28 protein-coding genes and 4 pseudogenes are annotated in these 24,743 nt (G+C 49.3%); 8 read left to right on the forward strand and 24 right to left on the reverse strand.

From position 1 onward, the window contains the following. Positions 1–210: 210 nt before the first annotated feature. From H6F91_RS28110 to H6F91_RS26340, 8 genes and pseudogenes are all read right to left on the reverse strand, one after another. Positions 211–558, reverse strand: a complete 348-nt coding sequence (locus H6F91_RS28110; protein WP_242036008.1) for a hypothetical protein — start codon at positions 556–558, stop codon at positions 211–213. Positions 559–588: 30 nt separating this feature from the next. Next, entirely contained in the window at positions 589–1,035 is a 447-nt protein-coding gene (locus H6F91_RS28115; protein WP_190789552.1) for a hypothetical protein, read from the reverse strand. Beyond that, a complete protein-coding gene (locus tag H6F91_RS26315; RefSeq protein ID WP_190789553.1) occupies positions 1,007–1,489 on the reverse strand; it encodes a hypothetical protein in 483 nt (160 codons plus the stop codon). The genes H6F91_RS28115 and H6F91_RS26315 overlap by 29 nt, the downstream gene beginning before the upstream one ends. 79 nt (positions 1,490–1,568) lie before the next feature. Next, the gene (locus H6F91_RS26320) at positions 1,569–2,045 is read right to left on the reverse strand and encodes a hypothetical protein (RefSeq protein ID WP_190789554.1); all 477 of its coding nucleotides are present in this window, start codon (positions 2,043–2,045) and stop codon (positions 1,569–1,571) included. 119 nt (positions 2,046–2,164) lie between these two features. Continuing rightward, positions 2,165–2,926, reverse strand: coding sequence for a GDSL-type esterase/lipase family protein (locus tag H6F91_RS26325; protein WP_190789555.1), 762 nt, complete (start codon positions 2,924–2,926; stop codon positions 2,165–2,167). A 119-nt stretch (positions 2,927–3,045) separates the two neighbouring features. After that, complete coding sequence (locus H6F91_RS26330) at positions 3,046–3,621, reverse strand: hypothetical protein (protein ID WP_190789556.1); 576 nt, start codon at positions 3,619–3,621, stop codon at positions 3,046–3,048. Between the two features lie 30 nt (positions 3,622–3,651). Then, positions 3,652–4,098, reverse strand: coding sequence for a hypothetical protein (locus H6F91_RS26335; RefSeq protein ID WP_190789557.1), 447 nt, complete (start codon positions 4,096–4,098; stop codon positions 3,652–3,654). Between the two features lie 45 nt (positions 4,099–4,143). Beyond that, positions 4,144–4,491: pseudogene (locus H6F91_RS26340) on the reverse strand (DUF6714 family protein); the annotation flags it as partial. Positions 4,492–4,732: 241 nt separating this feature from the next. Between H6F91_RS26340 and H6F91_RS26345 the strand changes: the two are divergent. The 3 genes from H6F91_RS26345 to H6F91_RS26355 all read left to right on the forward strand — a co-directional run bounded on the left by H6F91_RS26345 (position 4,733) and on the right by H6F91_RS26355 (position 7,213). After that, on the forward strand, positions 4,733–6,343 hold the full coding sequence (locus tag H6F91_RS26345; protein WP_199308070.1) for an AAA family ATPase: 1,611 nt from the start codon (positions 4,733–4,735) through the stop codon (positions 6,341–6,343). Beyond that, on the forward strand, positions 6,344–6,751 hold the full coding sequence (locus tag H6F91_RS26350; protein WP_190769861.1) for a DUF1257 domain-containing protein: 408 nt from the start codon (positions 6,344–6,346) through the stop codon (positions 6,749–6,751). Between the two features lie 81 nt (positions 6,752–6,832). Next, the gene (locus H6F91_RS26355; protein WP_190769862.1) at positions 6,833–7,213 is read left to right on the forward strand and encodes a DUF1257 domain-containing protein; all 381 of its coding nucleotides are present in this window, start codon (positions 6,833–6,835) and stop codon (positions 7,211–7,213) included. 18 nt (positions 7,214–7,231) lie between these two features. On the opposite strand, the pseudogene H6F91_RS26360 reads toward H6F91_RS26355, so the two are convergent. From H6F91_RS26360 to H6F91_RS26400, 9 genes and pseudogenes are all read right to left on the reverse strand, one after another. Then, positions 7,232–8,086: pseudogene (locus tag H6F91_RS26360) on the reverse strand (STM4011 family radical SAM protein). Between the two features lie 31 nt (positions 8,087–8,117). After that, positions 8,118–9,362 (reverse strand): HEAT repeat domain-containing protein, encoded by a 1,245-nt coding sequence (locus H6F91_RS26365; RefSeq protein ID WP_190769863.1) that lies wholly within the window; start codon positions 9,360–9,362, stop codon positions 8,118–8,120. Between the two features lie 22 nt (positions 9,363–9,384). Further along, on the reverse strand, positions 9,385–10,704 hold the full coding sequence (locus H6F91_RS26370) for an STM4012 family radical SAM protein (RefSeq protein ID WP_190769879.1): 1,320 nt from the start codon (positions 10,702–10,704) through the stop codon (positions 9,385–9,387). A gap of 66 nt (positions 10,705–10,770) precedes the next feature. Next, positions 10,771–11,571 carry an STM4013/SEN3800 family hydrolase gene (locus H6F91_RS26375; RefSeq protein ID WP_190769880.1) on the reverse strand — a complete coding sequence of 267 codons (801 nt, stop codon included), beginning with the start codon at positions 11,569–11,571 and terminating at the stop codon, positions 10,771–10,773. Between the two features lie 83 nt (positions 11,572–11,654). Beyond that, positions 11,655–12,806, reverse strand: a complete 1,152-nt coding sequence (locus H6F91_RS26380) for an STM4014 family protein (RefSeq protein ID WP_190769864.1) — start codon at positions 12,804–12,806, stop codon at positions 11,655–11,657. A gap of 29 nt (positions 12,807–12,835) precedes the next feature. Further along, on the reverse strand, positions 12,836–14,116 hold the full coding sequence (locus H6F91_RS26385) for an STM4015 family protein (protein ID WP_190769865.1): 1,281 nt from the start codon (positions 14,114–14,116) through the stop codon (positions 12,836–12,838). A 123-nt stretch (positions 14,117–14,239) separates the two neighbouring features. Continuing rightward, a pseudogene (locus H6F91_RS28680) lies at positions 14,240–14,353 on the reverse strand (WD40 repeat domain-containing protein); the annotation flags it as partial. Positions 14,354–14,429: 76 nt separating this feature from the next. Beyond that, complete coding sequence (locus tag H6F91_RS26395; RefSeq protein ID WP_190769866.1) at positions 14,430–15,098, reverse strand: Hsp70 family protein; 669 nt, start codon at positions 15,096–15,098, stop codon at positions 14,430–14,432. Further along, positions 15,028–15,390, reverse strand: a complete 363-nt coding sequence (locus tag H6F91_RS26400; RefSeq protein ID WP_190769867.1) for a GFA family protein — start codon at positions 15,388–15,390, stop codon at positions 15,028–15,030. Before H6F91_RS26400 ends, H6F91_RS26395 begins: the two co-directional genes overlap by 71 nt. Positions 15,391–15,477: 87 nt before the next feature. Between H6F91_RS26400 and H6F91_RS28410 the strand changes: the two genes are divergently transcribed. The 5 genes from H6F91_RS28410 to H6F91_RS26420 all read left to right on the forward strand — a co-directional run bounded on the left by H6F91_RS28410 (position 15,478) and on the right by H6F91_RS26420 (position 18,956). Then, on the forward strand, positions 15,478–15,612 hold the full coding sequence (locus tag H6F91_RS28410; RefSeq protein WP_277874461.1) for a hypothetical protein: 135 nt from the start codon (positions 15,478–15,480) through the stop codon (positions 15,610–15,612). Between the two features lie 213 nt (positions 15,613–15,825). Continuing rightward, positions 15,826–17,805, forward strand: a complete 1,980-nt coding sequence (locus H6F91_RS26405) for a family 10 glycosylhydrolase (RefSeq protein WP_190769868.1) — start codon at positions 15,826–15,828, stop codon at positions 17,803–17,805. Positions 17,806–17,939: 134 nt separating this feature from the next. Then, positions 17,940–18,134 carry a hypothetical protein gene (locus H6F91_RS26410; RefSeq protein ID WP_190769869.1) on the forward strand — a complete coding sequence of 65 codons (195 nt, stop codon included), beginning with the start codon at positions 17,940–17,942 and terminating at the stop codon, positions 18,132–18,134. Beyond that, positions 18,127–18,510: a transposase gene (locus tag H6F91_RS26415; protein ID WP_190769870.1), complete on the forward strand. Its 384-nt coding sequence runs from the start codon at positions 18,127–18,129 to the stop codon at positions 18,508–18,510. Before H6F91_RS26410 ends, H6F91_RS26415 begins: the two co-directional genes overlap by 8 nt. Continuing rightward, on the forward strand, positions 18,507–18,956 hold the full coding sequence (locus H6F91_RS26420) for a transposase (protein WP_190769871.1): 450 nt from the start codon (positions 18,507–18,509) through the stop codon (positions 18,954–18,956). Before H6F91_RS26415 ends, H6F91_RS26420 begins: the two co-directional genes overlap by 4 nt. Positions 18,957–19,015: 59 nt before the next feature. Here the strand turns inward: H6F91_RS26420 and H6F91_RS26425 are convergent, their stop codons facing one another. From H6F91_RS26425 to H6F91_RS26455, 7 genes and pseudogenes are all read right to left on the reverse strand, one after another. Then, positions 19,016–19,909: an alpha/beta hydrolase gene (locus tag H6F91_RS26425; protein WP_190769872.1), complete on the reverse strand. Its 894-nt coding sequence runs from the start codon at positions 19,907–19,909 to the stop codon at positions 19,016–19,018. Between the two features lie 78 nt (positions 19,910–19,987). After that, the gene (locus H6F91_RS26430; protein WP_190769873.1) at positions 19,988–21,016 is read right to left on the reverse strand and encodes a zinc-binding alcohol dehydrogenase family protein; all 1,029 of its coding nucleotides are present in this window, start codon (positions 21,014–21,016) and stop codon (positions 19,988–19,990) included. A gap of 15 nt (positions 21,017–21,031) precedes the next feature. Beyond that, the gene (locus tag H6F91_RS26435) at positions 21,032–21,532 is read right to left on the reverse strand and encodes a cupin domain-containing protein (protein WP_190769874.1); all 501 of its coding nucleotides are present in this window, start codon (positions 21,530–21,532) and stop codon (positions 21,032–21,034) included. A gap of 66 nt (positions 21,533–21,598) precedes the next feature. Continuing rightward, positions 21,599–21,730 (reverse strand): hypothetical protein, encoded by a 132-nt coding sequence (locus tag H6F91_RS28415; RefSeq protein ID WP_277874462.1) that lies wholly within the window; start codon positions 21,728–21,730, stop codon positions 21,599–21,601. 349 nt (positions 21,731–22,079) lie between these two features. Then, positions 22,080–23,666 (reverse strand): GMC family oxidoreductase N-terminal domain-containing protein, encoded by a 1,587-nt coding sequence (locus H6F91_RS26445; protein ID WP_190769875.1) that lies wholly within the window; start codon positions 23,664–23,666, stop codon positions 22,080–22,082. Between the two features lie 11 nt (positions 23,667–23,677). Beyond that, a pseudogene (locus tag H6F91_RS28685) lies at positions 23,678–23,868 on the reverse strand (alpha/beta hydrolase); the annotation flags it as partial. Then, complete coding sequence (locus H6F91_RS26455; RefSeq protein ID WP_190769876.1) at positions 23,865–24,731, reverse strand: SDR family NAD(P)-dependent oxidoreductase; 867 nt, start codon at positions 24,729–24,731, stop codon at positions 23,865–23,867. The pseudogene H6F91_RS28685 and the gene H6F91_RS26455, both read right to left, overlap by 4 nt. Positions 24,732–24,743 lie beyond the last annotated feature (12 nt).

The raw sequence follows: 24,743 nt of genomic DNA on the forward strand, positions 1-24,743 counted from the left end.
ACCCCGGCGATGGCCATGGGCTTAACCGACCAAATTTGGAATGCGGGTGACCTACTGCGTTGTGTGCTCTACCCCTGAACTTCAGAGGGGTGAGATAATCTCACCTTTCTACCGCGCACCCTACCCACAACACAAATGCGTAAGTCCTGGGGACAAGAATGAGGAGGCGCGTTGCGCCTCCTCATTCTTGTCCTAACAAAAATCCTAGTTCTAATCAAGTTTGTGTTTGTTAGGTTTCGCTGTTTCACGGCCATTGCAGGAGGAAGCAATCAGGAAGTTGCGTAACCAGTTATCGTGATAGCGGAAGCCATTAAGGTCCTCAAAGGGAGACATCGAGTGTGGCTCCAGTGCCTGAACTTTGCGGCTGTAGGGATGGAAATTCCACAGCAACGCCATCGCTCGTAACTCTTGTCTTGCCGCTTCTAGCGCTCCATGAAAGTATTGCATGGCATACAAGATACGGTCTTGATAATTCATCAATCGATCCACTTGATTGCTGGTACGATAGGCATCTGGCAACGCAAAGGTGACCTTTAGTTGAGGGGCTTTGGTTGGCAAGTTCGTCAGTTTCTGTCTGGCTTTATCGGGTCAGTCGTGCTCCGGGCATTTTGCCCATTCCACCAATCGACGTAAGCGTTGAGCAAATTGCCGACGATTGCCACTGGTATAGAGATGCCAGAGTTTGTCGCTGACCCTCTTGAACACACCAGAGGTGCGGCGACACAGTTGTTGCACACCCAGTACGATGTGCAAAAAACACAGCACGAGGGTGATTCCTGGAAACAGGGCACTCCATGCCTGTTGGGTTGCCTCCCACCCATCGGTGTTGACGCTTTGGGGGCAATACTCCGGATAGCTTTGATGAGCTTCAACTTGAAACTCTCCGTAGGCCTGGGCCAGTGCTTGGGCATCAGCCCGTTGGGTGATACTCACCCCTAAAAAGCACCCGACAGCGGCGGTCACGGCACTATACACCCTCTCTCCTAACCACCAACTATGCTTTTCATCAGCGACCAGGTGAGGGGGGGAAAGCATCGGGGTCTTTCACCGTACTCCCGACAATCGATGCCCGTCCTAAGGCTTGGGTGGCATGATACCAGTACATCGCTGAGTGTCCGAGGACATGGGCGATCCCTTCATAAGGGACACCATAGCGCCTCAAATACAACCCTTTTTCCACCCCTTCGGTTGACCCAATCATGTAGGGCATCACCGTGTCGGGTCGTAGTTGATAGGCTTGGCCATTATTACACTTCAGCCGAATCCGACGAGTCTTCAGATGCAGTTTGCCCGATTCAACAAACCCATGAAAGCAATACCCTTGCTCGATGCCCTGGGGAAAGATTTCGGGATGGGTATCAATCAGGTGGTCGAGATAAGACCGGAAGGCTTTGGTATCGTCTACCAATTCGTTATAATTGGCATCCTCAGCCAGGGGTAGGCAAATAGTTTTGTCGCCCGCAATGCCCCGTTTCTTCTGCTCTGTCATAGAGGGTATCCTCCACAGTGCTTACCTTCAGCATAGGAGTTCTCTCGGTCGAGGAGGCATTCTGTCACAAAACACAAACTTATTTAGAACCAGGAAGTTTAACCAGATCTTGGCGACTACGCTTTGCCTCATACCAGAATGCTCCCCAAAACACAGCCAGGATAATGGTAGGAATGACAAAACATGCGATCGCCACATCCGGCAGAATAGCACCTGAAACAAACATGAGTGTCAGAATGCTATACCATATACTCCCCCAAAATATTAGAAAGGCAATAACCAGGGGATGCATTCCCATCCTGATGTGGATGGTCGTTCCCTGTGCTGTTGCCTCAAACTGCCCGCGGATAATGGGCAAGAATGAATTGCGGTAGTAAATGATGCGACGAATCTCAAAGCCCGTTTCATCAAGCCTTCCTGCATAGGGAACGTTACTGCAACTGTGGGACCAACGGAGGGGTTTTGGAGGTTCAATAAATGCAGACAATTTTTCCCGAACCTGAAAGATGGAGTCCGATGTTTGCAGGGTGAATGTTTCGTAGGGAACAAGTTTCATCGGTTGAACTTTGGTTTAGAATCTAACGGTCTAACCTTGAGTTGTTTTCTATTGGCTTCAGTACTCTTACAAACATAAGTTGTGTAACTTTAGCGTTTTAGAACCTAAGGTTACGCAACTTATTTTTGAAAGGATCGTAAGTTGATAAGCTTCGACAGTTCTGCGTTAAGCACGGCATACCCCTGCGCGTTCAAATGCAGTTCATCGCTACGGTACTCAGCCCTCAAAACACCTCGGCCATCTGCAAGAAGAGGGAAGGTATCGAACACCACGGTTTGCTCATCCGCCAAGGTCTTGATATAAGCGTTAACGTCGTCAATAGCTTGGCTGATGTCATCAGACCAAAAAGGTCTGCGTTGTAAAGGCACCTCACCTACGGGAAAGATTGTTGTTACGATCACGGCTGCCCCCAAGCTGTGGGATTCATTGACGATACGTTCAATATTTGCCTTCGTGTTGTGAACAATGGATTCCCGGCTTTTAGGGAATAAAGTAACCGTCTTTAAATCGTTGACACCAACCTGGATAATAACGATGTCAGGGTTTAAGGAACGCACATGGGGAGAAAAACGCTGAACAACCTGAGTCGAAGTTTGAGAAGAAATTCCACGATTGACGAATTCATAACCGTTTATATCGGGAGGCGGCCAATTTTCAGCTCTGGAGTCCCCAAGGAACACTACACGAGGTTCTGGTTGATCGGCTGTACCTTCAAAATCTACAGGGTAATAATTTAGCCCCAATGGATCCAACCGGGTTTGGTTCACCTCAAGATAATATTTTTTAGCCTGGTTAAAAAGAACGACATTAAGGAAAGCCAGGCTTCCCAAGACTAAAAGAATAAGGGCATTCCATAGGATAGAAAGCTTACTGAGTTTCATCGAACTATTACCTTTTATTCATTACCGTTTATCCCACTTCACTTCAACGTAGCAAATTTCATCTTCTGAGTATGCCGTAACAGTGGCAGACACCTGATTGGCAGACCGGCGGATACCACTTACATGGTAGGTGTAGCGATCGCCAAGCTGAACACGCGCAAGCCCTCCGCTTCTGCCGCGTCACTTCCATTTAGCATTGAGTGGGTAAGGAGTGCGACAACGCTGATGAGGCCGAATACCACTGCAAATCCAATTTTCTGTAATTTTGTTTCCAGCCCTTTCGCAGCACAAGCCTCCAGAACTGTTCGGCTGCGTAGTTGCTGATGAGTCCAGCCCAGGACGGCAAGGGTAGCGATGTTAAACAAGCAACGAGCCACAAAGTTGGTGGGTGCTTGCCGCAGTTCTACCATCCATAGACCCAGTGGTCTAAATAACACAGCAACCAGAAAAGAACCGCACAGCCACAGGGCGAAAAAGATAGCAATTCCCCCCATCCAATTCGCGACTCTCAAATTCCCTCGAATCAGCAACACGCCAAGGGCAACTGCAATGGTTCCCCAAGCCGGAGAAACACTGATATGGCTTGCAATATAGCCATTTGTAGTATGCCCAATGAAATAAATAATGTCTACCAGACCGAAGACAATCCAAACAATGCCAACGCGCCGAAGTATTTGGTTATAGCTTTTCGTCATTAAATAAACCCACAGCTTTCAATTTAGAATCTACTGGCATCGCTCGTGAATCCATATAACGTCTTGTAATAAGGGCACTTCTGTCTGCCCTACCGTTCCTCTTCTTGCATAGTAGTCATGGCTACCCAGCTCAGAGATCACGGCATATTTCGGTGCCTCTGTTTCCTCTCCAAAGAAAGGAGGAGTAGCCGATCGCAAATTCTGATCAAAAAATGCCAACCAAAATCTTTGATCCCCATTGGGAAGCGTTGGGACTTGTTCCGCCATCCAGATGGAGCCATAACCACTCACTTGATCGACAGTAAATTCATACAAGTGGCTTTGTAGGGGATGGTTAATGACAGCCGTTGCATCAACAATACTTCCGACAGGTGGTGGGCCAAAAACCAGCTCAAAACCCTGTCCGTTTCCATCCCGATAAATACTTTGGGAAATAGGGCAGCTTTCCTCTGCATTTGCTAATGCCGGAGGAATCATGAATATAAGGAAAAATGCAGTAAAGATTGTTGTTCTCATAATTTTTTACGCATTCCAATTGTTCACATAATCTTCCCAGGCCCAGACCCGTTGCAATTCTGCCTGCCCCTCAGCCCGTTCACTCTGTTCTCCCACAACAAACCTGAGAAAAGCGGCGATCGCCCCACTTTGGCTCTGATCAAAACCGTAGGTAGCAATGACGCGATCAGGAGCGCGCGCGCGCAAACTACCCGCCATCCGAGTAATCTTAAAAAATGGAATACAAGGGTCAATATGTCCTTCCAGGGCAGCAATCATAAAGGCAGGAAGATAATAGCGAGTTCCCGATTCACCCATAAATGACAGAGCCGATTCAAAGTTTTTGAGAGTTTCCCGCGGGATCTCGCCCCAATGATTCTCCCTGTCCTATAAGCGTGCGGCTTCCACCTCTTCAGATGGCACATAATTATCGAGGGCGATCGCCTGATGAAGCGTAATGCCGTCCCGCCGTTCTACCTGGGCAAATGCATTCTGAATCAACTGAATTGTCCACTCTAGGGTAGAGTAGTTTACATTCCTTGTTGCTCAATCCCAACCTGCAAGGGGAACACTAGAGTTGGCTCGGCAATTATACTTTTCTGTTCTATGCTCCCGTATGAATGACAATTTATCTGCACTCCCAACCAGTCACCAGAGTATTGTTGAACAGCTTGATTTAATGCTACGAGCGCGATACCCCCTGATTTATATTGTGGGTGCAGAAGAAGAACCGATCGAGGCAGTTCTTTTTCAAGCTTCGGCGCTTTCAACTCCGCAACGAGAGCTTTACTTGTGGGATATTGTGCGCGGCTGGAGCGACAATGGTTCGGATAAGGGGTCAGCGATCGCCGCACTTGGTCGCATTGCAAAAGCCTCGGGCGAGAAACCGGCGCTCTACGTTCTGCGAGACCTGCATCCTATTCTCAAAGCACCACTGCACCTGCCCAATGTACCTGTCATTCGCGAAATCAAAAATCTGGCTCGTGAACTAAAACGCAGTCGTAAAACTCTCATTCTGACGAGCTATTCGCTGGATGTGCCGCCTGAATTTATTGAAGAAATGACCGTCATTGATTTTCCGCTTCCTGATGCGGATGAAATCAATTATCTGATTTCTCAATTGGTCGTGCCAGAAAAGCTGAAGCTGTCGTCGCTATCACGTGAGCAATTGGTTAAAGCTTGTCAGGGGTTGAGCCGAGCCAGAATTCAACGGGTGCTGGCAAAAGCGATCGCCGCGAAACAGCAAGTCACAGAACAGGATATCGATGGCGTGTTGGAAGCCAAGCGGCAGGCGATCCGGCAAACAGGGATCCTGGAGTTTGTCACCACTCACGAATCCCTTAAAAGTGTCGGAGGACTCGATAATCTGAAGCAGTGGGTGCAGATGCGGCAGGACAGCTTTACCGAAGAAGCGCGACGCTATGGCATTCCGAACCCCAAAGGTGTTTTGCTGGCAGGGATTCAGGGCACGGGCAAATCGCTCTCTGCTAAGACGATCGCCCACGAGTGGCGACTGCCCCTGCTACGGCTAGATGCCGGACGGCTATTTGGTGGGTTAGTGGGCGAAAGTGAAAGCCGCGTGCGTCAGATGATTCAAATTGTGGAAGCGATCGCCCCTTGCGTGCTGTGGATGGACGAGATCGACAAAGCCTTTGGTAGCCTCAGTTCAGGGTATGACGGGGATTCGGGCACAAGCCGACGCGTGTTTGGTAATTTAATTACCTGGATGCAGGAGAAAACCAGTCCCGTATTTATTGTTGCCACTGCCAACAATGTGCAAATCTTGCCCGCCGAACTGCTGCGAAAAGGACGGTTTGACGAAATCTTTTTCCTGAACCTGCCCACAGAACAGGAGCGGCGTGAGATCTTTCGTGTCCATCTTCAGCGATTACGACCCAGTCGTCTACGCGAGTTTGATCTCGACTTGCTGGCGCGTCAATCGAAAGAGTTTAGCGGAGCTGAGATTGAGCAAACCGTCGTCGATGGCATGCAGCGAGCGTTTAGCCACGGTACTCCAGGTAATCGGCAGGACTTTAGCACTGAAGATATTGTCCGAGCGATTGAAGAGACGGTGCCGCTGGCGGCGATCGCCCGCGATCAGATCGATGCCCTCAAGCAGTGGGCTGCCAGTACAGGAGCGCGTCCAGCGTCCCAGGATATGCAACTCGTCGAAGAGCTACGTCAGTTAACCCATCATTACGGTATTGGACCGCTGGAGGTTGATTAAGTGTCTCATTTCACCCAAATCAGAACTGAAATTAAGGATGTAGATGCGCTCGTCAAAGCGTTAACTGAAACAGGATTTCAGCACATTGAAGTTCACGAAACCGCACAGCCTCTTTATGGATATCAGGGCGACTTGCGACCCGATACAGCAGAAATCATTATCCGTCGCCAATACATCGGCAGAGCGAGCAACGACATCGGCTTTAAACGTCAGGAAAATGGTGGCTTTACCGCTATTATTTCCGAGTACGATCGCCACAAATATTCGCAGCAGTGGCTCAATGGTGTAATGCAACGATACGCTTACCATGCGCTCATGGCTCAAGCGCCGCTTCAGGGATTTGCGGTCGAGCAGGAGGAAACCCTGGCGGATGGGACCATTCGCATCGTACTTGCAAAATGGGTGTAAGAAGCCGTTTGAGAAGCCCCAGAAGGGGCTTCTCAAACCAGTTCTAAGAGGAAGCAGAAAATAAAAGAGAGAGAGACGTTCATGTCACACTTTAGCCGCATCAAAGTTCAGATCAAAGATGGTGAAATACTACATCAAGTACTGCAAGAGCTGGGCTATACCATTGAGTGCAATGCTGAGGTTCGCGGCTATCGGGGAGACAAAACAGAAGCGGAGTATGTAATTCGGCGATCGAACGGATACGATTTAGGATTTCGGCGCGGTGACGGAGACGAGAGCTACGAACTGGTCGCAGATTTCTGGGGCGTGGGCATGAATCAGCAGCAGTTCCTCAACCCTATCCTGCAAAAATATGCCTACCAATCGCTGATGGCATTCGCCCAGACGCAGGGCTTTAACGTTGAGGCTGAGGAAACGCTGGAAGATGGCACTGTGCGCCTGGTGGTTGGCAAGTGGGTTTAAGGATGAGATGTGATTGAATTACTGATAGGCGATCGGAACCCGCTCCAGGATGCCCGAACCAAAAACTTTCTCTAATTCCAGTTCATCGAGATGCACATAGCCAATGTGACAGTGGCAAGTTTCATTTGTGCAGGGTCGCTCAAACAAAACAGATTCAAATGCCGGATCGTAAAGATTGCCGATCGCCTCTTTAATGAAATGACAGCGGCGAATGTTGCCTTCCCCATCCACTGAAATTACCGATGCTCCGGCGCGACAAGATTTGCCCAGGCTAAAATAGTGCTGCGTATTCAGTTCATACAGTGGATCAAGCGACTGAAAGAATGCGCGATCTTCGGCGGCAAGCTGGGGCAGTTCTGCTTTTACAGCATTAATCCAGAGATAAACGTTTTGAGGAAGTCGCTGGCGCAGAGTGGCGATCGCTTCCCTAAACTGAGGGAATCCAACGACTCCGACGCTAAACCGAATGCCGCGATCGAGCAAAATCTCGCACTTTTCTACAAAGCGATCGAGGGTTGACCACTCCGGATGAAATGTTGCCCAGAGCGCAAGGCAATCAGGATTGGCCTGCTCGATCCAATCTAAAGAACAGGATAGATTTGTCTGAATTGTGACTTTTCGCACATTCGGCAGATGAGACAACCGCGCCAGCGTTTGCTGATACCAGGAGTGAATCAACGCCTCACCCCACGGTGTGAACAAAATCGAGAATTCGTGTTCTGGGCGATCGGCAATCCACTAAGCAAAGCGATCGAGTGATTGGCGATCGACTGCTAATTCTGCGGCGCTCTGCTGGCGCTTAGCAAAGGGGCAGTATTCACAGCCGTAGTTACAGCTAACAAGCGAGCCGCGATAGAGAATCGTCAGGTGCATAGGATTGAGTGAATGAAGGCAAGGGGAAACACTATTCGGCAACGGAGCAGTAGCGATCTTCATACTCATCACCTTTCTGATTTTGAGCAAAAACCTGAATGCCTAGCGTTTGAAGTCTGTCAATCATGCTGCCAGACAGGTAGCTCTCAGAAACATTGAGAATTTGAAGCTGATGCAATGGACAATTGAGTAATGCTTCTGCGCCTTCGTCTGATAAGACTCCCATCGATAAATCTAAAACTTTGATCGTCTCCATAATTTTGGATTGGGTGATAGCCACAGCAACTTCATCAGCGTATTCACTGTTACGTAACCCCAGATAGACTAAATTTGGAAATGCCTCGCCTGAGAGAATGGGCATCAGGTCGTCAATCGATGATCTTCCGCCATAGTCCAGACAGCCCAGCCACAGCTCTAAGTGTTCCAATGCAGGTAGCTTGAGCGTGAGAATTTGAGCAATTTTTTCAGCACTGAGTCCGCCCGTCTCCACAATCAGGGTTTTCAGGTGGTCGTGCTGTACAGTTGTAAACTCTTCCCATGGGGCATCAGGATTTCGATCATCATCCCCTCCACGCAGACAGAGCATTTCCAGGTTTGGATAAGCCCTGAGCACATCACTAATATCGCAGAGGTGTGTAAAGGAGATTTGCAAGTCCCAGTCGTAGGGTCCGATAAACAGTGCTTTAAGGCTTCTGAGTCGGCTAGCCTCTTTCAGTTCCCGTCTGCTGCCCCTGTAGCCTCCATCGTCAATATACCTGCTACGGTCACTGAAAATGAGTGCTTCGACTTCACCGGCTCTTGGATCTTGCAGAAATTTCTTAAAGTCATTGTCGTAGACGGCATAGGCTATGTCTGTTGGATCAGAAATGCCAACTTGACGATCGAAGCTGGCCACACTCCGATTCGCAAATTGATTAAAAGGATAATAGAGATACCCATCACTTAAGGGTTCGATAATCCGTTCGATTAAATTCCAGGGATTGTAATCTTTTAGTGCTTGCTGTACTTCTGGTTCTGTTCGGTCCCGTAGCAATTGATAGGCTGCCCGTCTAACCTGCTGAGTTTCATCCTTAAGTGCCTGAATGACCAGGAATAAACCTGTTGGCGGATAGTTCAGTGCCTCCTGTAAAGCAGCAACTCGTTCAGCGATCGATTGGTGCAACAAGCGCCGCTTAACTCCTTCAATTCCGCCTAAAATTGTGCTTTTCTGAGGTGCAGGGGATTGTCCTCCCAGAATTGCATCACTGTCCTGCGGCTGATGTTTTTGATCTGGCATATTAGCTCCTGATTCGTTGTTTTTATTTCAATTCGTATGCCTGCATCGATCGCCGCACATCTTCTGAAAACAGCCAGGGTCCGATCGCATCCGACCGCTCAACCCCCAAGTCGGTCAGCGCTAATAAATCGGCTTCTTGATGGGCCAGATTCCAATCAATGAGTTCTTGAAGTGCGGGGAAATCGGTGAAAGGATGGCTGCTGAAGCGATCGCGATAGGCCAAACCATCTAGCCCTTCTTCAGAAAGCAGAGAGAGCAGAATAAATCGTCGCTGTTGCTCTTCTCGATTCAGGTCAAAACCATAGTTAGCGCGATCGAATACAGTATCGTCGCTGGTGATGTACTGTTCAATAATGCTGCGAATCTCTTTGGCATTCACGGCATAATCATTCGAGTAGTGCAGCGATCGCGTGTATGATCTTGCTCCACAGCCTAAACCGATCATGCCATCGGCCTGACAGCAGTAAACCGGGCTAGAGGAGTGAGGCGATTGATGGCGGCGAAACATTCGCATTGAAACCTGAGTATAGCCCTCCGATCGCAGCAAATCCCGTCCGGCACGGTAGCAGGCAAGGCGAATATCGTCCCACTGGCGATCGGACAATCCCAAGCCGGTCAGAGGACGCACATACAGGGGATAGAAGTAAATTTCTTCGGGATGGAACTGGAGCGCCGTACGAATGGAGTGCAGCCAGGTATCTACGGTTTGTCCAGGAAGCCCATAGATTAAATCCAGGTTCAGCGTTGGAAATCCTGTTTCGCGGATTCGCGTTAAAGCCGCCTGTACTTGAGCAGAGGTTTGACGACGCTGGGTTGCCAGCACTTCTGAATCGATAAAGCTCTGAACGCCAATACTGATCCGGTCTGCTCCTCGATCGCGTAGAAGCTGCAACTTCTCTGTGGTCGCCGTTTCGGGCGAGACTTCCACCGATACCGGAATTTCTTTCAGCGATGCGCCCATTTCATCCTCTGCCACGTTCAGAATCGTTTCCAGTGCGGCAATCGGCAGTTGAGTTGGTGTGCCACCTCCGAGCGCAAATCGGGCGAATTGGGCATCTCCCAGGGCAGCTTTTACACACTTTGCCTGCCTCTGGACGGCGGTGACATATCGGTTCACAAACTCATCGCTGTGGTTGACTGTGGTAAACAGATTGCAGAACCCACAGCGCATCTCACAAAAAGGAATGTGAATGTAGAGAAATAGAGCATCGCGTTTTTCGGCTGACCAGATTTCGTTCAGTGAGCGATCGGGAAAAGGACGGTAAGCAGTTTTGTGAGGGTAGGAGTAAACGTAAGCCTGGTAGGGCGATTGGGTGAGCAGAGGCAGTTGAGTCGTTAGCATAGAAGGCATTTGTTTAGAGGTTGGTCTCGCTTCAGGATTCCCGAAATTAGGCGAATAGGAGTGTGTTTATTGATCGAAGTGATCGATAAGAACTTCCGCGTAGGGAACTGTCCAGACGATCGGGTGAGCAATACGGTGTCCGGTATAACCGTCCTCGCCATAGGTTGTGCCGTGGTCAGAGCAGAGAATACCGAAGGTGGGGGCGCGATCGCGCAAGGTTTGCCAGAGGGGGACGAGGGCACGATCGATATATTCTAAAGCGGCGGCATGGGTTTCAATTGAGTCAGTCGTTGCTCCAGGTAAGTAGAAATAGTTGGGCTGGTGCAGGGCAGACAAATTGATAAACAGGAAAACCCGCTGGTTTTTGGGAAGCGTATTGAGTCGATCGCAGGCCAAACTAACCTGATGCTGGGTAGAGTGGCGATCAGTAACACCTAGTTCTGGGCTCCAATATCGCTCCTGAAAGAAGCCAGGCAAAACATTTCCCAGCGGATTGCACTGATTGAAAAAACCGACTCCGCCAATACAAATGGTACGGTAGTCTCGATCGGCTAAACCCTCGGGTAAACTTGCGCCACTCAGAACACAGGTTTCGGGTGCGATCGTGGTGCTGCCCTCAAACTGAAGCGCAAAGGGGCGAGGATGGTTGCCAGAATGAATTGGGGTGGGCAAAAATCCAGCAAAAAAGGCTTGGTGAGCGGCATAGGTAAAACTGGCAGGAGAATGGCGTTTTTCCCACCCAGTATCGGGTAGAAGGGCAGCAAGATGGGGCGTTCGTCCGGCTTGCCAGAGGAATTGGGCAACATCGTAGCGCAGCGTATCAAACGTGATAAAAATGATGTCATGGGTGCCGACGATCGCATTCATGTCATGAACGAGCGGACGCGTCATAGCCAGATTATTTGTAATCGTTTTATCCGTCGCTATATCATTCACGATCGCATTACCTCCTAAATTTGTATGAGTATCTTCTGTTGTTCTAACAACGTTGTGATTTCGGTGGTGTAGGTATCCTGTCCCTGCCAGGTAATGCCTTGCAGCAGATCACCAAAGGCATTCAGTTCCAGAATGTAGTGATCATGTAAATTGGGTGCAACCAGGAGATCAATACCGCAGTAAAAGCTGTGAGGAAAACAGGCCGCGGCGCGTTCGCAGGTCTGCAGCATGGTTTGCCAGATGTCTGGGGTCAGCAATCGGGGAAGGGCAGATACGTCGCGGCGATCGTTGCCCAGATGCAGGTTAGTCATCGGGCTATTGCCCACTCTCAAAACAACCTGTCGTGCCTTTCCGCCAATCACCACCACTCGCGCATCAAATTCGCGTCCTTCTAGCCGAGCTTTGGGCATCCAGGCTTCCACCTGCGCCGATTCTTTTAGCAAGAAGTTCATGATATCGGCAATCTCATGAGAGTCGGAATACTGGCGAATTTTGCGTGAATTGTAAAAGCGCAGTTCACCCTGTTCTATCACTCGTTCGACGGTGGTCGTAACTCGTTCGGCATGACTACGCCGCTCATAGGCAACCACGCCCGATGCAGACGAACCGTGCGCCAGTTTCACAAAGACCCGCTGACAGTTTTGCTGATCCATGCGATCGCGCAAATCGTCATAGCTGAGAATGGGCGCGTGACCGATCAAAGAATGGGGAATCGGAATCTGGTGATGGGCAAGAATCCGCTGACACTGAACCTTATCAAACATCGTGATGATGTCTTCGGGATGGTTTAACGCCGTGCCGCGCATTTGTCCTGCCCATTCCTGCAATCGCCTGCGCCAGCCCAAATACCACTGACGCGGATAGAGAATGCGTCCTTTGTCTGGAGGTAGACGGTAAGCCTCGATCGCCCCAATTCGCTGATGCTGTCCTGTATCCTGCACTTCTGTGCCTGCCGCAATCAAGGCCCGATCGACCGCAAAACTGCGCTCTGGTGCGTCAAAGCGATACCAGATTGGTGCGTCCCATTGGCTGAGCGAGCAGCGTCCCTCCAGCAGTTCTTCGTAGGGAATTAGCTCGGCAGCAGGTAAGTCAAACCGGGCGAGTGCCTGCTGGAACAGCTCGACCCGTCGCGTTTCAGGATTGGCAATGAGAACAAAATTGAGCATGGAATAGCGATCGCAGTTATTGCAGCGTATTATTCGGAAACAGCACAGTATCGCCCATCATCGTACTCATCTTCAATTGACCGCTGATCATCCGCAATAACCTGGATGCCTAACGCTTGCAACTGATCGATTGTGGCCCCCGAAAGATAGCTTTCAGAAACGTTGAGAATTTCTAGATTGCTAATTTCCCAGTATTCCAGCAGTTTTGCAGCTCCCTCGTCGGAGAGAGTGCCCATTGAGAGGTCTAGCACCTGGAGTCCTGCCAGCAGGGGCGAACCGATCAGTCGATCGATCAACTCGTCAGCAAACTGACTGTTGCGAAGACCCAGATAGGTGAGATTAGGGAAGACGAGTTCATTCAGGATGGGAGCTAAGTCCTGTTCCCAGCAGTCGCCGCCATAGTGCTCGCTGCCGAACCAGAATTCGAGATGCTCCAGTGCCGGAAAATCCCATTCGTAAATTTGCGTGACTGTTTCTCGGCTCAATCCGCCCGTTTCTAGAATGAGTGCCTTCAAATGCTTATGCACTGCATTCTCAGATGGCTCAAACTTTAATCCCATGCCGCCTCGGACTTGTAATACTTCGAGCTGCGGATATGCCTGCAAAATCGGACTCATATCACTCTGAGTAAGCCAGGATACCTCGCACTCCTCTGACGTAATGTCACCAATAAACAGAGCTTTCAGATTGGGGAGACGATTGCTCAATGACGCTAACTGCTCTACCAATTCCTGCGAAGAGTCCTCTCCCGTAAAAAAGTCTTCATCGCGGTTCCAAGCTCCAAACACCAGCGCCTCAACCTGCTCTGATCCAGCAGTATCTAGCAAAGCATCTAGCTGAGCGTCGATCGAAGTTCCCCCATCATTGTCATCGTCGTACCCAGAGCGCAGCGCGTAGGCTGTTTGCTGAGGATTTGACAACGCCTGTCCTGCCTGGAATTCCCGCACATCTCGCTTGGCAAAGTGGGTGACGTGCTGACCGCTATAGCCCAGATAGCCGCCCAGTCGCTCAGCAAGATCCCACACCGGAAGATGCGGTCGGGGCGTGCCTTTGGGCTGCCGGAGAAGCCAGTGTGCCCGTCGCCGAATTGTTTTAGAGCGATCGCCCAGTGCCTGTTCTAGACAAACTCGCCCTGCATCCCCATAGCTCCAGGCTTGATCCAGTGCCTCTAGCCTCAGCGTCAGGTCAGGATGATTCAGCTTTTGCCGAATACCTTCAATGCCACCCAGAATTGCGCCTTGATTGGGAGCCGGACCGTTACCGCCCAGCACAACATCAGAAGATTGAGGATCGGAGGGGGAGTGCGTCATGATAATGAACGGGTAATGAAAGAGAAAAAGAAAAACTTTATTAGAATTCCCAGGACGACTACTGAACGGTCAGAAAGTGATGATTCGTAGCATTCGTAGACAACTCCTATCTAAAAGACCGGACTAGGAAAGAGGCGGTATTCCCCAAATTTTGATCGTTCCATCGCGGCTACCGCTGACAATGCACTGTTTATTCTGGCTCATCGCAACGGACAAAATATAGTGAGAATGTCCTGTAAACGTTTGCTCCTGTCCTGTTTGTAAATTCCAAACTTTTACCGGTTTATCAGAGCTGCTGCTGCCCTACATCGGCTTAACTTAGTTTCGCGATCGCCCCCCGTTCTACCAATACCTTTCCCGTCAGCAAATCCTGCACGGTTGCCACTAAAATTCGGTGTTCCGTAACTTCAAATTCCACGGCAAGGCGATCAATTCCGAGTTGTCCGGGCGGCTCCAGCCGTGCCATGCAAACCTGCTCACGGTTCAGTTCCAGTGATCGATAGGTTTCCTGCTGACGAAGGGGAGCGCTGCTCATGCGTCCCTGCGCGTCATAGGTCACTTCTGCCTCGGTAACGTGCGCGACTTCGCCAATATCTAAACGAATTTCAGTTTGTCCTTCGAGGGCAGCTTGCAGCATCAGCGGTTCTGATCGCCCACAAGGATATTTTGTACCCGATTCAAACAGGGAAAAATAGGTGTAGGAGCGGGAGTAGGGTTCCCAGAGGCGGATAGCATAACCGTGGCGCAAATAGTCCTCCAGTCCGGCAATTTGCGTCAGGGCAAGTGCCCCGTGGGAAACTGCCTCGAACGGCTTGTGAAGCTGAACGTGCTGCGGCCCAAAGTAGGCCATAAAAAGCTGCTGAATTGCCCAAATTTGGCAGCTCCCGCCTACGAGCAACACCTGATCGATATCAGACTTCTGCACGCCTTGTGAGCGGGAACGACGGCAACCAGGATTCACGACGGATGATCCAGCTTTCATAGGTCGGCATCAGTTGGTCAGGGGCATCCAGAGAGCCCAAGTTTACTTCGATTTCGTCTGCAGTGCGTGCGAAAATAGACGAGCCACATCGGGGACAGAAAAAACGCCCGGCGTAGTCGCGTGTTTCGCCATCAATCGTGACCGCATCCTGTGGAAACACTGCAGAAGCCTGAAAAAGGGCACCATGATGCTTGCGGCAGTCAAGACAGTGACAGAGCCCGACTCGGTATGGCAGTCCTGACGCTACAATTCGGACGTTGCCGCAAAGGCAGCCACCTGTAAACTGGTCCATGCTGCTCTACCCAGAGTGCAGTGTGCGGAGATAATAATACTACGCTATCGAAAATCCCGCGTCTTCACTTTGATGGGTTGGCATGGGATGAGTGATGCTCACGCCTTACTACTCCTGGTAATGCGACCCTTTGATATTCTTGCTAATACAGGGAAGGGCGATCGCAGTCATGGCCGCGTCATGCTCCTCAATCTCGCTGGTTGTATTGCAAGAACTTCTTAAGGACAAACGATCGATATCGTCCGTATTCCCTTAATCAGCAATTTCAAAGATTGCTTCGATAAATTTCACTTGAGACACACTGTCCCCTTGTTTGACTTTTTTGACTTGTCCTTCTCTAATCATATTCATCACTTTAGTGTCACTCAAAGTCCTTCTTGCACTATTGAATGAATCTGAAGAAGTATTCTTAGCCCAACACTCCATTAACTACCTATGCCGCAGTCTCCTTCTCCCCGCTTTCCCGATATCCAGACCCACTGGGCACGTCCCTTTATCGAAGCCCTGGCAGAACGGGGAGTCTTGCGAGGTTTTGAGGATGGCACTTTTCGCCCAAACCAGCTGATTTCACGCGCTGAATTTGCTTCCATGCTGCGGGGGGCATTCGCCATTGCTCCTAAACGTCCCTACGTCCCTTATGTTGATGTTCCTGCTAACCATTGGGCAGCCCCTGCAATCCAGTGGGCCTACGAAACCGGGTTCATGTCGGGTTATCCCGGTCGTGAATTTCGCCCGACAGAAGCCATTCCCCGACTCCAAACCTGGGTAGCGCTGGTGGGGGGACTGGGCATGACCGCTTCGGGGCAGGCTCCCCTGGCAGACCTCTACCGAGATGCAGCAGAAATTCCCGACTGGGCCAGGAGTGCGATCGCCACGGCAACCGCAGCAGGCATCGTGGTGAACTATCCCGACCGCACTCAAATTCACTCTCAACAACCTGCTACCCGTGCGGAGGTTGCGAGCTTTATCTATCAAAGTCTGGTCTACATGGGGCAGGCTTCACCCATTCCATCGGAATGGATTGTCCAATGGACACCCTTGGTTCAGGTCTCCCACCGACGAGAGTTTCGGGCCGCCTGGGTTGCCCTGGTATGGAATATTGATTTTCCCAGTAGCCGCACGTTGACTACACAACAACAACAGGCTGAGATCATCACCATTCTGGATCAATTGCAGAGATTAAATTTCAATGCGGTGATTTTGCAAGTGCGGCCAGAGGGGGATGCCTTGCACAACTCCACGCTGGAACCCTGGAGCTTCTGGTTAACGGGCACTCAAGGCAGAGCGCCCAACCCCCTGTATGACCCGCTGCAATTTGCGATCGCCCAATGCCGTCAGCGCAATCTAGAAATTCATGCCTGGTTTAACCCCTACCGGGCACGCAGTTCGAGTCAAACGGTGAACGTTGCGCCCCACCTGGCTGTGACCCATCCCGATGTAGTCTACCCCTGGGGCACCCAATCCTGGATGGATCCTGGCTCACAAGTTGTCCAAGACCAGACTTACAACGTCATTATGGATGTACTGCGTCGTCATGACGTAGATGGCATTCATCTGGACGATTACTTCTATCCTTACCCGATTGCAGGGCAGACCTTCCCGGATGCAGCGACCTACCAGCGTTATCAGGCCGGGGGTGGTACGCTTTCCCTGAACGATTGGCGGCGAGATAATGTGAACCGCATGGTGCAACGGCTTGCTACAGGCATTCGCAGCACCAAACCGCAGGTCAAATTTGGTATTAGTCCCTTTGGCATTTATCGCCCCGGCCAGCCACCCCAGATTCGGGGATTAGATGCCTACGACCAACTATTCGCAGATGCCCTACGCTGGCTTCAACAGGGGTGGGTCGATTACCTCGCACCGCAGCTCTACTGGCGCATTGACCCGCCTGCCCAGAGCTATCCTGTTTTGCTGGAGTGGTGGGCTGACAACAATCCCCAGAGACGACACATCTACCCCGGCAACACCCTGTCACAGTTAGACGGTAAAACATGGGAGTTGAGCGAGATTGAACGTCAGGTCGCCATCACCCGTCAATTGGAAACGAAGCTTGTGCTGGGCAATATTTTCTATAGTGCAAAGGCATTTCTAACCAATCGCCAAGGCATTTGCGATCGCTTCCAAAGCGACACTTACCGTACCGCCGCTCTCCCTCCAGTCATGCCCTGGCTCTCCAACACGCGGCCCGCTCCTCCGCAAAACGTTCGTACGATAGACGGCAAACTTTCCTGGGTTGCCGCCCCGAACACCCGTTCCTTCACCCTTTATCGACAGACCGGAACCACCTGGAGCCTCCAGGAAATTCTCCCCAATACAAGGACAAACCTTTCCCTACAACCCGGTACCTATGCATTGTGTACCGCTGATCGCTTAGCCAATGAAAGTCTAGGAGTCGTTATCAACATCAAATAGATTATTCAGGTGGTCGAGTTGCTGAAGTTCGTCGGTTCAGGCATGGTGGGTAAGCGGAGGAAGGTTAAACACGCCCATCTTGTAGCTAAATAAACTGGCTTTTCCCAAATACCTGATCAAAACAGACGAATTATATGCATACTGAGGAGTTTGAAGTTCAGACCCAATCCGTGATGCGTTATCTAGATGTGGAGCGTCTACAAGCCAAACAGTTAGCCGGGTGGCGATGTCAGGAGTGTAACCGCCCCTGCCGTCAATCCGGGGAATCAGCGCAAGATGTCTCTAAACGAATTGCGTCAGAGTCGAAGTTAGCCGCTGACCATGACTGAACCTCTCTATGACAGCGACTTGACCGATGCCGAGTGGGAAATCGTTGAACCCTTGTTGCCTGCTCCTAAGCCCTTGGGTAAAGACCGAGAGGTCGATTTAAGGGAAGCCCTTAACGCTATCTTCTACCGGGCAGATAATGCTCTGAAATGGCGGGCAATCCCCAAGCATTTCCCAGCTTGGCAAACGGTGTATGGATACTATCGCTTGTGGGTGAGGTTGGGAGTCTGGGAGCAAATTAACCTGACCCTGATACGGCAGGTACGGCAAGCCGCAGGACGGCATGAAGAACCGAGCTTGGTGATCATTGATAGTCAGTCCGTGAAACTGGGACAAAAAGGGGGGAGGAACAGGGATTTGATGGCAACAAATGGGTGAAGGGACGCAAGCGTCATATTGGGGTCGATGTGCTGGGCCTGGTGCTGGGTTGCTATGTCAGTGCCGCCAATATATCAGATGTCAAAACAGCTCCTGGTGTTTTAGTCTGGGTTCTGCAGATGCATCAGCGCATCGTGAAGGTGCTAGCGGATAAGGGGTATCGAGGAGATCTGGGAACATTGATTCAGCACTTCTTTGAGCAAGAAGGACGACAAGTCGAGGTTGAGATTAGCCAACGAGCAGAGGATGCTAAGGGGTTTCAGGTAGAACCGAAGCGATGGATAGTAGAACGGACTTGGACCTGGCTGAAGAATGCCCGAATTCTCAACCGAGACTATGAACGATTACCAGAGAATCACGAAGGCATGGTCTATGTGGTGATGATTCGATTGATGCTACGAAGACTTACCAAAAACAGACGAACCTGGGATCGGAAAACTGCTTAATTGACTTTTACAAACAGTTTCTTACAAGCGGAGATTGAAGAATAAGAACGGAATTGATGTTATCTAATGAGTAAATTGTGCCAAGTTGATGCTTGGACAGCGGCTAACCCTTCCTTCACTTTAGTAAAGAACTGATCGGGTTGTTCATACCAGGGAAAATGGCCTGCTCTCTCAATCAAAATAAACTTTGAGCCTGTGATTTCCATATGTAATCGATGAGCATGGAGGGGCGAGCAAATAAAGTCATGGCTCCCAACCGCAATCAGAGTTGGAACACAAATCTCTTTAAGCCGCGACATCAGGTTGGTTTTATGCCATTGGCATTGAGCAGAACCTTTGAACGCATCTAAAGACATTGATGTTGCAGCATGGTGAGACGCATTGAGCTGGATGTTAGCAACATCATAGTAGTAGAGCGGAAGGATGGTTTGAATAAACTTCAAAAAATCGGCTTCTGACTCCGGCATTTCCTGACTAGTAAATGCTTGGTAGGCGAGGTCAAACCAGGGTTCGTGCTGTCGTTCCCGCAGGCGCATTTCCATATCTGTATGCGATCGCTCATCCTGAAAACTGACGGCATCGAGAAGGATCAGCCCAGCACAATGGTCAGGATACTGCAAAGCATAGTAGAGTACGTGACGCCCGGCTTCGGAATGCCCCATTAACCAAACGCGCTCCTGTCCTAATTGCTGTCGAAGTGCATCCAGATCAGCCGCAAACTGATCGTAGGTGTAATCGCTTGGTTGCACTGGTCGCTCCGAACGCCCCGTGCCTCTTGTATCAAGGTAAACAAGGGTGAATATCGTTTCAAGTGGGGTTAAGGTTTGGAAGTACATATCGGAACTCGGTCCCCACCCTGGAGTAGGCACAATGCAAATGGGACCAGTACCTGAAACTTTGTACCAAAGCTTGAGTCCTTGAGTGCTAAAAATGGCTTCTTCTGGTTGCAACATGGTATTTTGCTCCTAGCGATGAGGGAGGATTAATTTCAGTACATTAAAATCGAATCAGGTCTTATTCGCCGCACATGGCTATTGTGCGAATCCGGACAAGACTAGCTTGCCGATCGTTCGACCCGATTCGAGTTGAGCATGAGCTTTCGCGAGATTTTCTGGAGTTAAAGAACCCAAACATTCTGTCATTGTGCTTTCAATGATTTGTTGATCCACTAATGTTGAGACTTTGTTCAATAGATCATGTTGAGCTTGCATATCATTGGTTTCATATATGGAGCGAGTAAACATAAACTCCCAGGCAAACGTCACACTTTTGTTTTTGAGCAAATTCATGTCAATGGAATGTTCTGTTTCAACGATCGAGCAAATTTTTCCCTGGGGTTTGATTGTTTCTGCCATGTTGACCAGATGTTGTTCTGTATCGTTCAAGCAGAAAATATAATCCACATCTTGAATGCCAGTTCCTTCCAGTTCTGATTTGAAGGATTGATGATGATTAATTGTGTAATCCGCTCCCATTCTGAGACACCAATCGACGGTTTCAGGTCGGGATGCGGTTGCAATCACAGTTAGCCCAGCAACCTGCTTTGCCAATTGAATGGCGATCGATCCAACTCCACCTGCGCCACCGATAATCAGAAGGTGTTTGCCGTGGTTGATTTCTGACTTTTGATCAGAGATTCCCATGCGCTCAAACAATCCTTCCCAGGCAGTAATCGTGGTTAGTGGAAGTGCTGCTGCTTGTTCAAATGAAAGACGGGCAGGCTTACGACCAACAATCCGCTCGTCAACCGCATGAAGTTCACTATTGCTTCCAGGGCGAGTAATGTTGCCTGCATAATACACTTCATCCCCTGGTTTGAATAGGCTAACTTGTGATCCAACCTGCTCCACGACTCCAGCCGCATCCCAGCCTAAAATTTGAGGGGCGGATTGCTTGTCTTGAATAGATGAACGAACTTTATAATCCACTGGATTAATGGACACCGCCCGCACTCGCACTAGCAAATCCCTGGCTCTTAAGGTGGGCGGTTCAACAGCAATTTCAGCAAAGCAATCTGGTGGATGAGTGAGACGAGTGGGATCAACGGCAAGGGCTTTCATGGTTTCTCTTAGCAACTAGTGAGAGGAATCTGGAGACAAAATAGTCAAACCATATTGAGGAGCTAAAGTGATCGTTTTTTGAATATCTGCCTCTGTAACTGGAGGTGGCGGTGCAGTCGGATCATCAGCCGGAGTGCCAATCTCCATGAAGAACTGCTCCAGCCCAGCTGGTGTTACCCAACACAAGACCATAGCAGGCTGGTTACTGACATTCGTAAACACATGAGTTTGTCCTCTAGGGGAGTAGAGAAAGGTTCCCGGTGTTGCAATAATGGTTTCTCCATCCACTTGAAACTGAATTTCTCCTGATTGAACCAAGAACGATTCATCTTCGCGGCTATGAATATGAGGAGGCGAACCTGTCTGAGGATAAACAATCATTTCCATAAGTGAGTAGGTTGCATTGGTATCCTGGCTCACGGTCTTAAACGTATATAAATCACCTAGCACCCAGTAAGATTTTCCCTGACCGGCTTGCAATACAACACCGTTCTGTTTTCCTTGCTCTGTAAGCATGATTATTTCTCCATTCTTGAGATTTAATAAACAATTGCTTTCGCACTACTACTATTTAAATTTGTTTCAGAAGGCATTCATCCCATCCACATCAAAGAGGAACGTCTCAATCGTGGCGATTCTGCCATCCTTCAACCGACATACCGTCGCTAAATGCTCTTCGAGGATACGATCATCCTGCTTCGCCTTATTGTGCAAAGACAGTGCAGCATTGCCTCGGCTACCAGAATATGCAACAGCTCAAACTTCAGCCTATAGCCTGCGATTTTGCGAGCGCGATCGGCAACTGCATCAACTCCATTGGCCATGCTTGAAATCGTTTGTCACTTAGTACCCAGTGTGCATTGTCTGTGAGCAGGCTGCGAATCGTACTCCAGTTTCGTGCAACCAACGCTACATAAAAACAATGGGTGATATTAAGCTTAGCTTTGTAATGAATTGGTGATGCAACAATGTTTGCCTACAAGGATAAGTTCATTATAGTCAACGATGCCTCTGTTCAAGAAAATTGCGTGGATAGTTGTGAATACACTATTATCAATTAGAATCATCGATGACTAGAAATCCTAGCTGAACCGGAATTTTTCGCGTTGAATTGGGTCATCAACGTTTGTTGAGCGCGAACCGCTTTAATGAAATCTGCTCCCTTTTCACCAATCATGATAGTGGGTGCGTTAGTGTTCCCTGTGGTAATCGTTGGCATAATTGATGCATCAATGACACGTAATCCTTGAACTCCATGTACCTTCAGTTCAGGATCGACCACCGCCATCGGATCAGTACCCATTTTGCAAGTGCCAACTGGATGATATACCGTATTGCAATTATCTCGAACATAAGCTTCAAGCTCTGCATTACTTTGAACGTCTGCACCCGGAGCGATTTCTTGACCACGAAACTCATCAAATTCGCTGCTATGTAGCAATCGGCGCATTAATCTAATTGCACCGATTAGCTTTTGCACATCGGTTTCATATTGCAGATAATTCATCCGAAACATAGGTGGATCTTTGGGGTCAGTGGAACGTAAGCTGACACTTCCAATGTTGTGCAGACGGTTTACAGAAACTGCACCTGTAAACCCAAATTCTGCCGGGGCATAGCCAGGCGGTAAGAACTGGATGGGACCGAAGTAAAACTGTAAATCCGGTGGCACTTCCTGATCGCCTTTGGTATGCAGAAACAAGCCAGCTTCGATCCCATTGCTTGTGTTTGCAGGATAGACTGCTTGAGTTGCTTCATATACCACAGGGACAAGCAGGTGGTCTTGCAGATTTTGTCCGACACCGGGCAAATTAGCGACAACCGGAATGCCCATGGTTTGTAAATAACTTCCATCTCCAATGCCAGACAGCAGCAGTTTCGGTGAATCAAATGCACCCGCGCTTAAAATCACCTCATGATCGACTCTGACTTGGTGCAGAATACCCTCTTTCAAGTATTCCACTCCAACAGCACGAGTTCCCTCAAACAACAACCGAGTCACCAATGCCCCAGTTACTACAGTCAGATTGGGGCGATCGAGAATGGGCACAAGAAAAGCAGCTGCTGTGCTATGACGTTTACCGTCTTTAACGGTTAGCTGATAAGGGCCGACTCCCTCCTGTTGGGCACCATTAAAATCGGGATTATAGTCGTAGCCCATTGCCATACACGCATCGATAAAGCGTTGAGATATGGCTGCAGAAGGTTTGATGTCGCTGACGCTTAGTTCTCCATCTGCCCCGTGATAGGTGTCGGCTCCTCGTTGCTGATGCTCCGATTTCTTGAAATAGGGCAAGATATCTTGATAGCTCCAACCAGGGTTTCCGAGTGACTGCCAATGGTCATAATTATGGCGATTTCCCCGAATGTAAAACATGAAGTTAATCGAACTGCTTCCTCCCAAAACTTTGCCGCGAGGACAGAACATTCTGCGATTATTTAAGTAAGGTTCTGGTTCAGAGAAGTAAGCCCAATCCACTTCAGAACCTTGTAGGCTCATGAATTGCAGTGGCATGAAAATCTCTGGCTTTGTATCCGGATTGCCTGCTTCCAACAGTAAAACAGTTGTATCAGAATCTTCAGTTAGACGGTTAGCCAGCACACAACCCGCCGATCCTGCACCAATGATAATGTAATCATAGTGAGCCATACCTTTTCCTCCTTGAGAAAGTCCAGTAGTAAGGGGTTTATTTTGTCTGCATGTGTCCAGAGAATCGCGTTGGGACCATCCGATATCACTTCTAAGCGGCTGTTCTTGATAATTACAGTCATCTTGCAGCGATCGCTTCCAGTGGCAGAATCCGAACGGCATCCCCATGAATAATCAATGTTGGAATATCAATTCGTGCTAGCTGGAATGTGACAGGCTGGAATTGTGAACTGCATTGGCTGTAGAACTCTGCCAGATGTGCTCAAAGCGTTTGTACTCTTCAATATCTGCCGTGAGTTTTTGAATTATTGTTGGTAGCGCGTTGGGACCGAGCGCCAGGCGAAGGGGTGGGTCAGGCAATTCTACGACCTTCAACATCGCTTGGACACCAGCTACAGCGTCACCCCGAACATATCCAGCAGCAAACTTAGCGATTTGCTCTCTCAAAAAATCGTACTCTGGCATTGGTTCTGCCGAAACTGTAGAACGGTCTACAAAACCGGTATCAAAGCCTCCTGGCTCAAGGATCGTTACCTTGATTCCAAAAGGTTTCACTTCAGATGCGAGAGACTCTGAAAGTCCTTCGACCGCTGCTTTAGAAGCATCATAAAGCCCCATCGTTGGTACTGGATGCCGTCCACCGACTGAACACATATTTAGAATATGACCTGAGCCTTGCTTTCTGAGTATGGGAATGACAGCGCGAGTCACATTCAACAGACCAAAGACATTGGTTTCAAATTGGTTACGAATTTGTTGATCGCTCACCTCTTCAACAGCACCAATCAATCCATATCCCGCATTGTTCACCAGTACGTCAATTCTACCAAATGTGGCTAAACCAATTTGCACAGCCATTTGAATGCTTGCTTGATCGGTAACATCTAAACGAACAGCTTTAGCTATTTGTGGATATTTGTGTTCTAGATTCTGGATTTTGCTGATATTACGAGCAGTTGCAATAACGCGATCGCCTTGAGCTAAGACAGCTTCAGTCAAAGCACGACCGAATCCTGTTGAACTGCCTGTAATTAACCAAACACGAGATAGCTTTTGATTTGTCATGATGTTTCTCCT

The organism is Leptolyngbya sp. FACHB-8 (assembly GCF_014695575.1).
GTDB lineage: Bacteria > Cyanobacteriota > Cyanobacteriia > Elainellales > Elainellaceae > Vacuolonema.

What these genes read in the sequence shown, in the direction of transcription:
- H6F91_RS26435 (WP_190769874.1), bottom strand. Translation starts at nt 21,532, where the DNA reads ATGCTTACAGAGCAAGGAAAACAGAACGGTGTTGTATTGCAAGCCGGT.
- H6F91_RS26315 (WP_190789553.1), bottom strand. Translation starts at nt 1,489, where the DNA reads ATGACAGAGCAGAAGAAACGGGGCATTGCGGGCGACAAAACTATTTGC.
- H6F91_RS26415 (WP_190769870.1), top strand. Translation starts at nt 18,127, where the DNA reads ATGACTGAACCTCTCTATGACAGCGACTTGACCGATGCCGAGTGGGAA.
- H6F91_RS26430 (WP_190769873.1), bottom strand. Translation starts at nt 21,016, where the DNA reads ATGAAAGCCCTTGCCGTTGATCCCACTCGTCTCACTCATCCACCAGAT.
- H6F91_RS26445 (WP_190769875.1), bottom strand. Translation starts at nt 23,666, where the DNA reads ATGGCTCACTATGATTACATTATCATTGGTGCAGGATCGGCGGGTTGT.
- H6F91_RS28115 (WP_190789552.1), bottom strand. Translation starts at nt 1,035, where the DNA reads ATGCTTTCCCCCCCTCACCTGGTCGCTGATGAAAAGCATAGTTGGTGG.
- H6F91_RS26325 (WP_190789555.1), bottom strand. Translation starts at nt 2,926, where the DNA reads ATGAAACTCAGTAAGCTTTCTATCCTATGGAATGCCCTTATTCTTTTA.
- H6F91_RS26365 (WP_190769863.1), bottom strand. Translation starts at nt 9,362, where the DNA reads ATGCCAGATCAAAAACATCAGCCGCAGGACAGTGATGCAATTCTGGGA.
- H6F91_RS26330 (WP_190789556.1), bottom strand. Translation starts at nt 3,621, where the DNA reads ATGACGAAAAGCTATAACCAAATACTTCGGCGCGTTGGCATTGTTTGG.
- H6F91_RS26345 (WP_199308070.1), top strand. Translation starts at nt 4,733, where the DNA reads ATGAATGACAATTTATCTGCACTCCCAACCAGTCACCAGAGTATTGTT.
- H6F91_RS26385 (WP_190769865.1), bottom strand. Translation starts at nt 14,116, where the DNA reads ATGACGCACTCCCCCTCCGATCCTCAATCTTCTGATGTTGTGCTGGGC.
- H6F91_RS28410 (WP_277874461.1), top strand. Translation starts at nt 15,478, where the DNA reads ATGAGTGATGCTCACGCCTTACTACTCCTGGTAATGCGACCCTTTGAT.
- H6F91_RS26380 (WP_190769864.1), bottom strand. Translation starts at nt 12,806, where the DNA reads ATGCTCAATTTTGTTCTCATTGCCAATCCTGAAACGCGACGGGTCGAG.
- H6F91_RS26405 (WP_190769868.1), top strand. Translation starts at nt 15,826, where the DNA reads ATGCCGCAGTCTCCTTCTCCCCGCTTTCCCGATATCCAGACCCACTGG.
- H6F91_RS26320 (WP_190789554.1), bottom strand. Translation starts at nt 2,045, where the DNA reads ATGAAACTTGTTCCCTACGAAACATTCACCCTGCAAACATCGGACTCC.
- H6F91_RS26355 (WP_190769862.1), top strand. Translation starts at nt 6,833, where the DNA reads ATGTCACACTTTAGCCGCATCAAAGTTCAGATCAAAGATGGTGAAATA.
- H6F91_RS26400 (WP_190769867.1), bottom strand. Translation starts at nt 15,390, where the DNA reads ATGGACCAGTTTACAGGTGGCTGCCTTTGCGGCAACGTCCGAATTGTA.
- H6F91_RS26335 (WP_190789557.1), bottom strand. Translation starts at nt 4,098, where the DNA reads ATGATTCCTCCGGCATTAGCAAATGCAGAGGAAAGCTGCCCTATTTCC.
- H6F91_RS26395 (WP_190769866.1), bottom strand. Translation starts at nt 15,098, where the DNA reads ATGAAAGCTGGATCATCCGTCGTGAATCCTGGTTGCCGTCGTTCCCGC.
- H6F91_RS26455 (WP_190769876.1), bottom strand. Translation starts at nt 24,731, where the DNA reads ATGACAAATCAAAAGCTATCTCGTGTTTGGTTAATTACAGGCAGTTCA.
- H6F91_RS26425 (WP_190769872.1), bottom strand. Translation starts at nt 19,909, where the DNA reads ATGTTGCAACCAGAAGAAGCCATTTTTAGCACTCAAGGACTCAAGCTT.
- H6F91_RS26410 (WP_190769869.1), top strand. Translation starts at nt 17,940, where the DNA reads ATGCATACTGAGGAGTTTGAAGTTCAGACCCAATCCGTGATGCGTTAT.
- H6F91_RS26370 (WP_190769879.1), bottom strand. Translation starts at nt 10,704, where the DNA reads ATGCTAACGACTCAACTGCCTCTGCTCACCCAATCGCCCTACCAGGCT.
- H6F91_RS26375 (WP_190769880.1), bottom strand. Translation starts at nt 11,571, where the DNA reads ATGAATGCGATCGTCGGCACCCATGACATCATTTTTATCACGTTTGAT.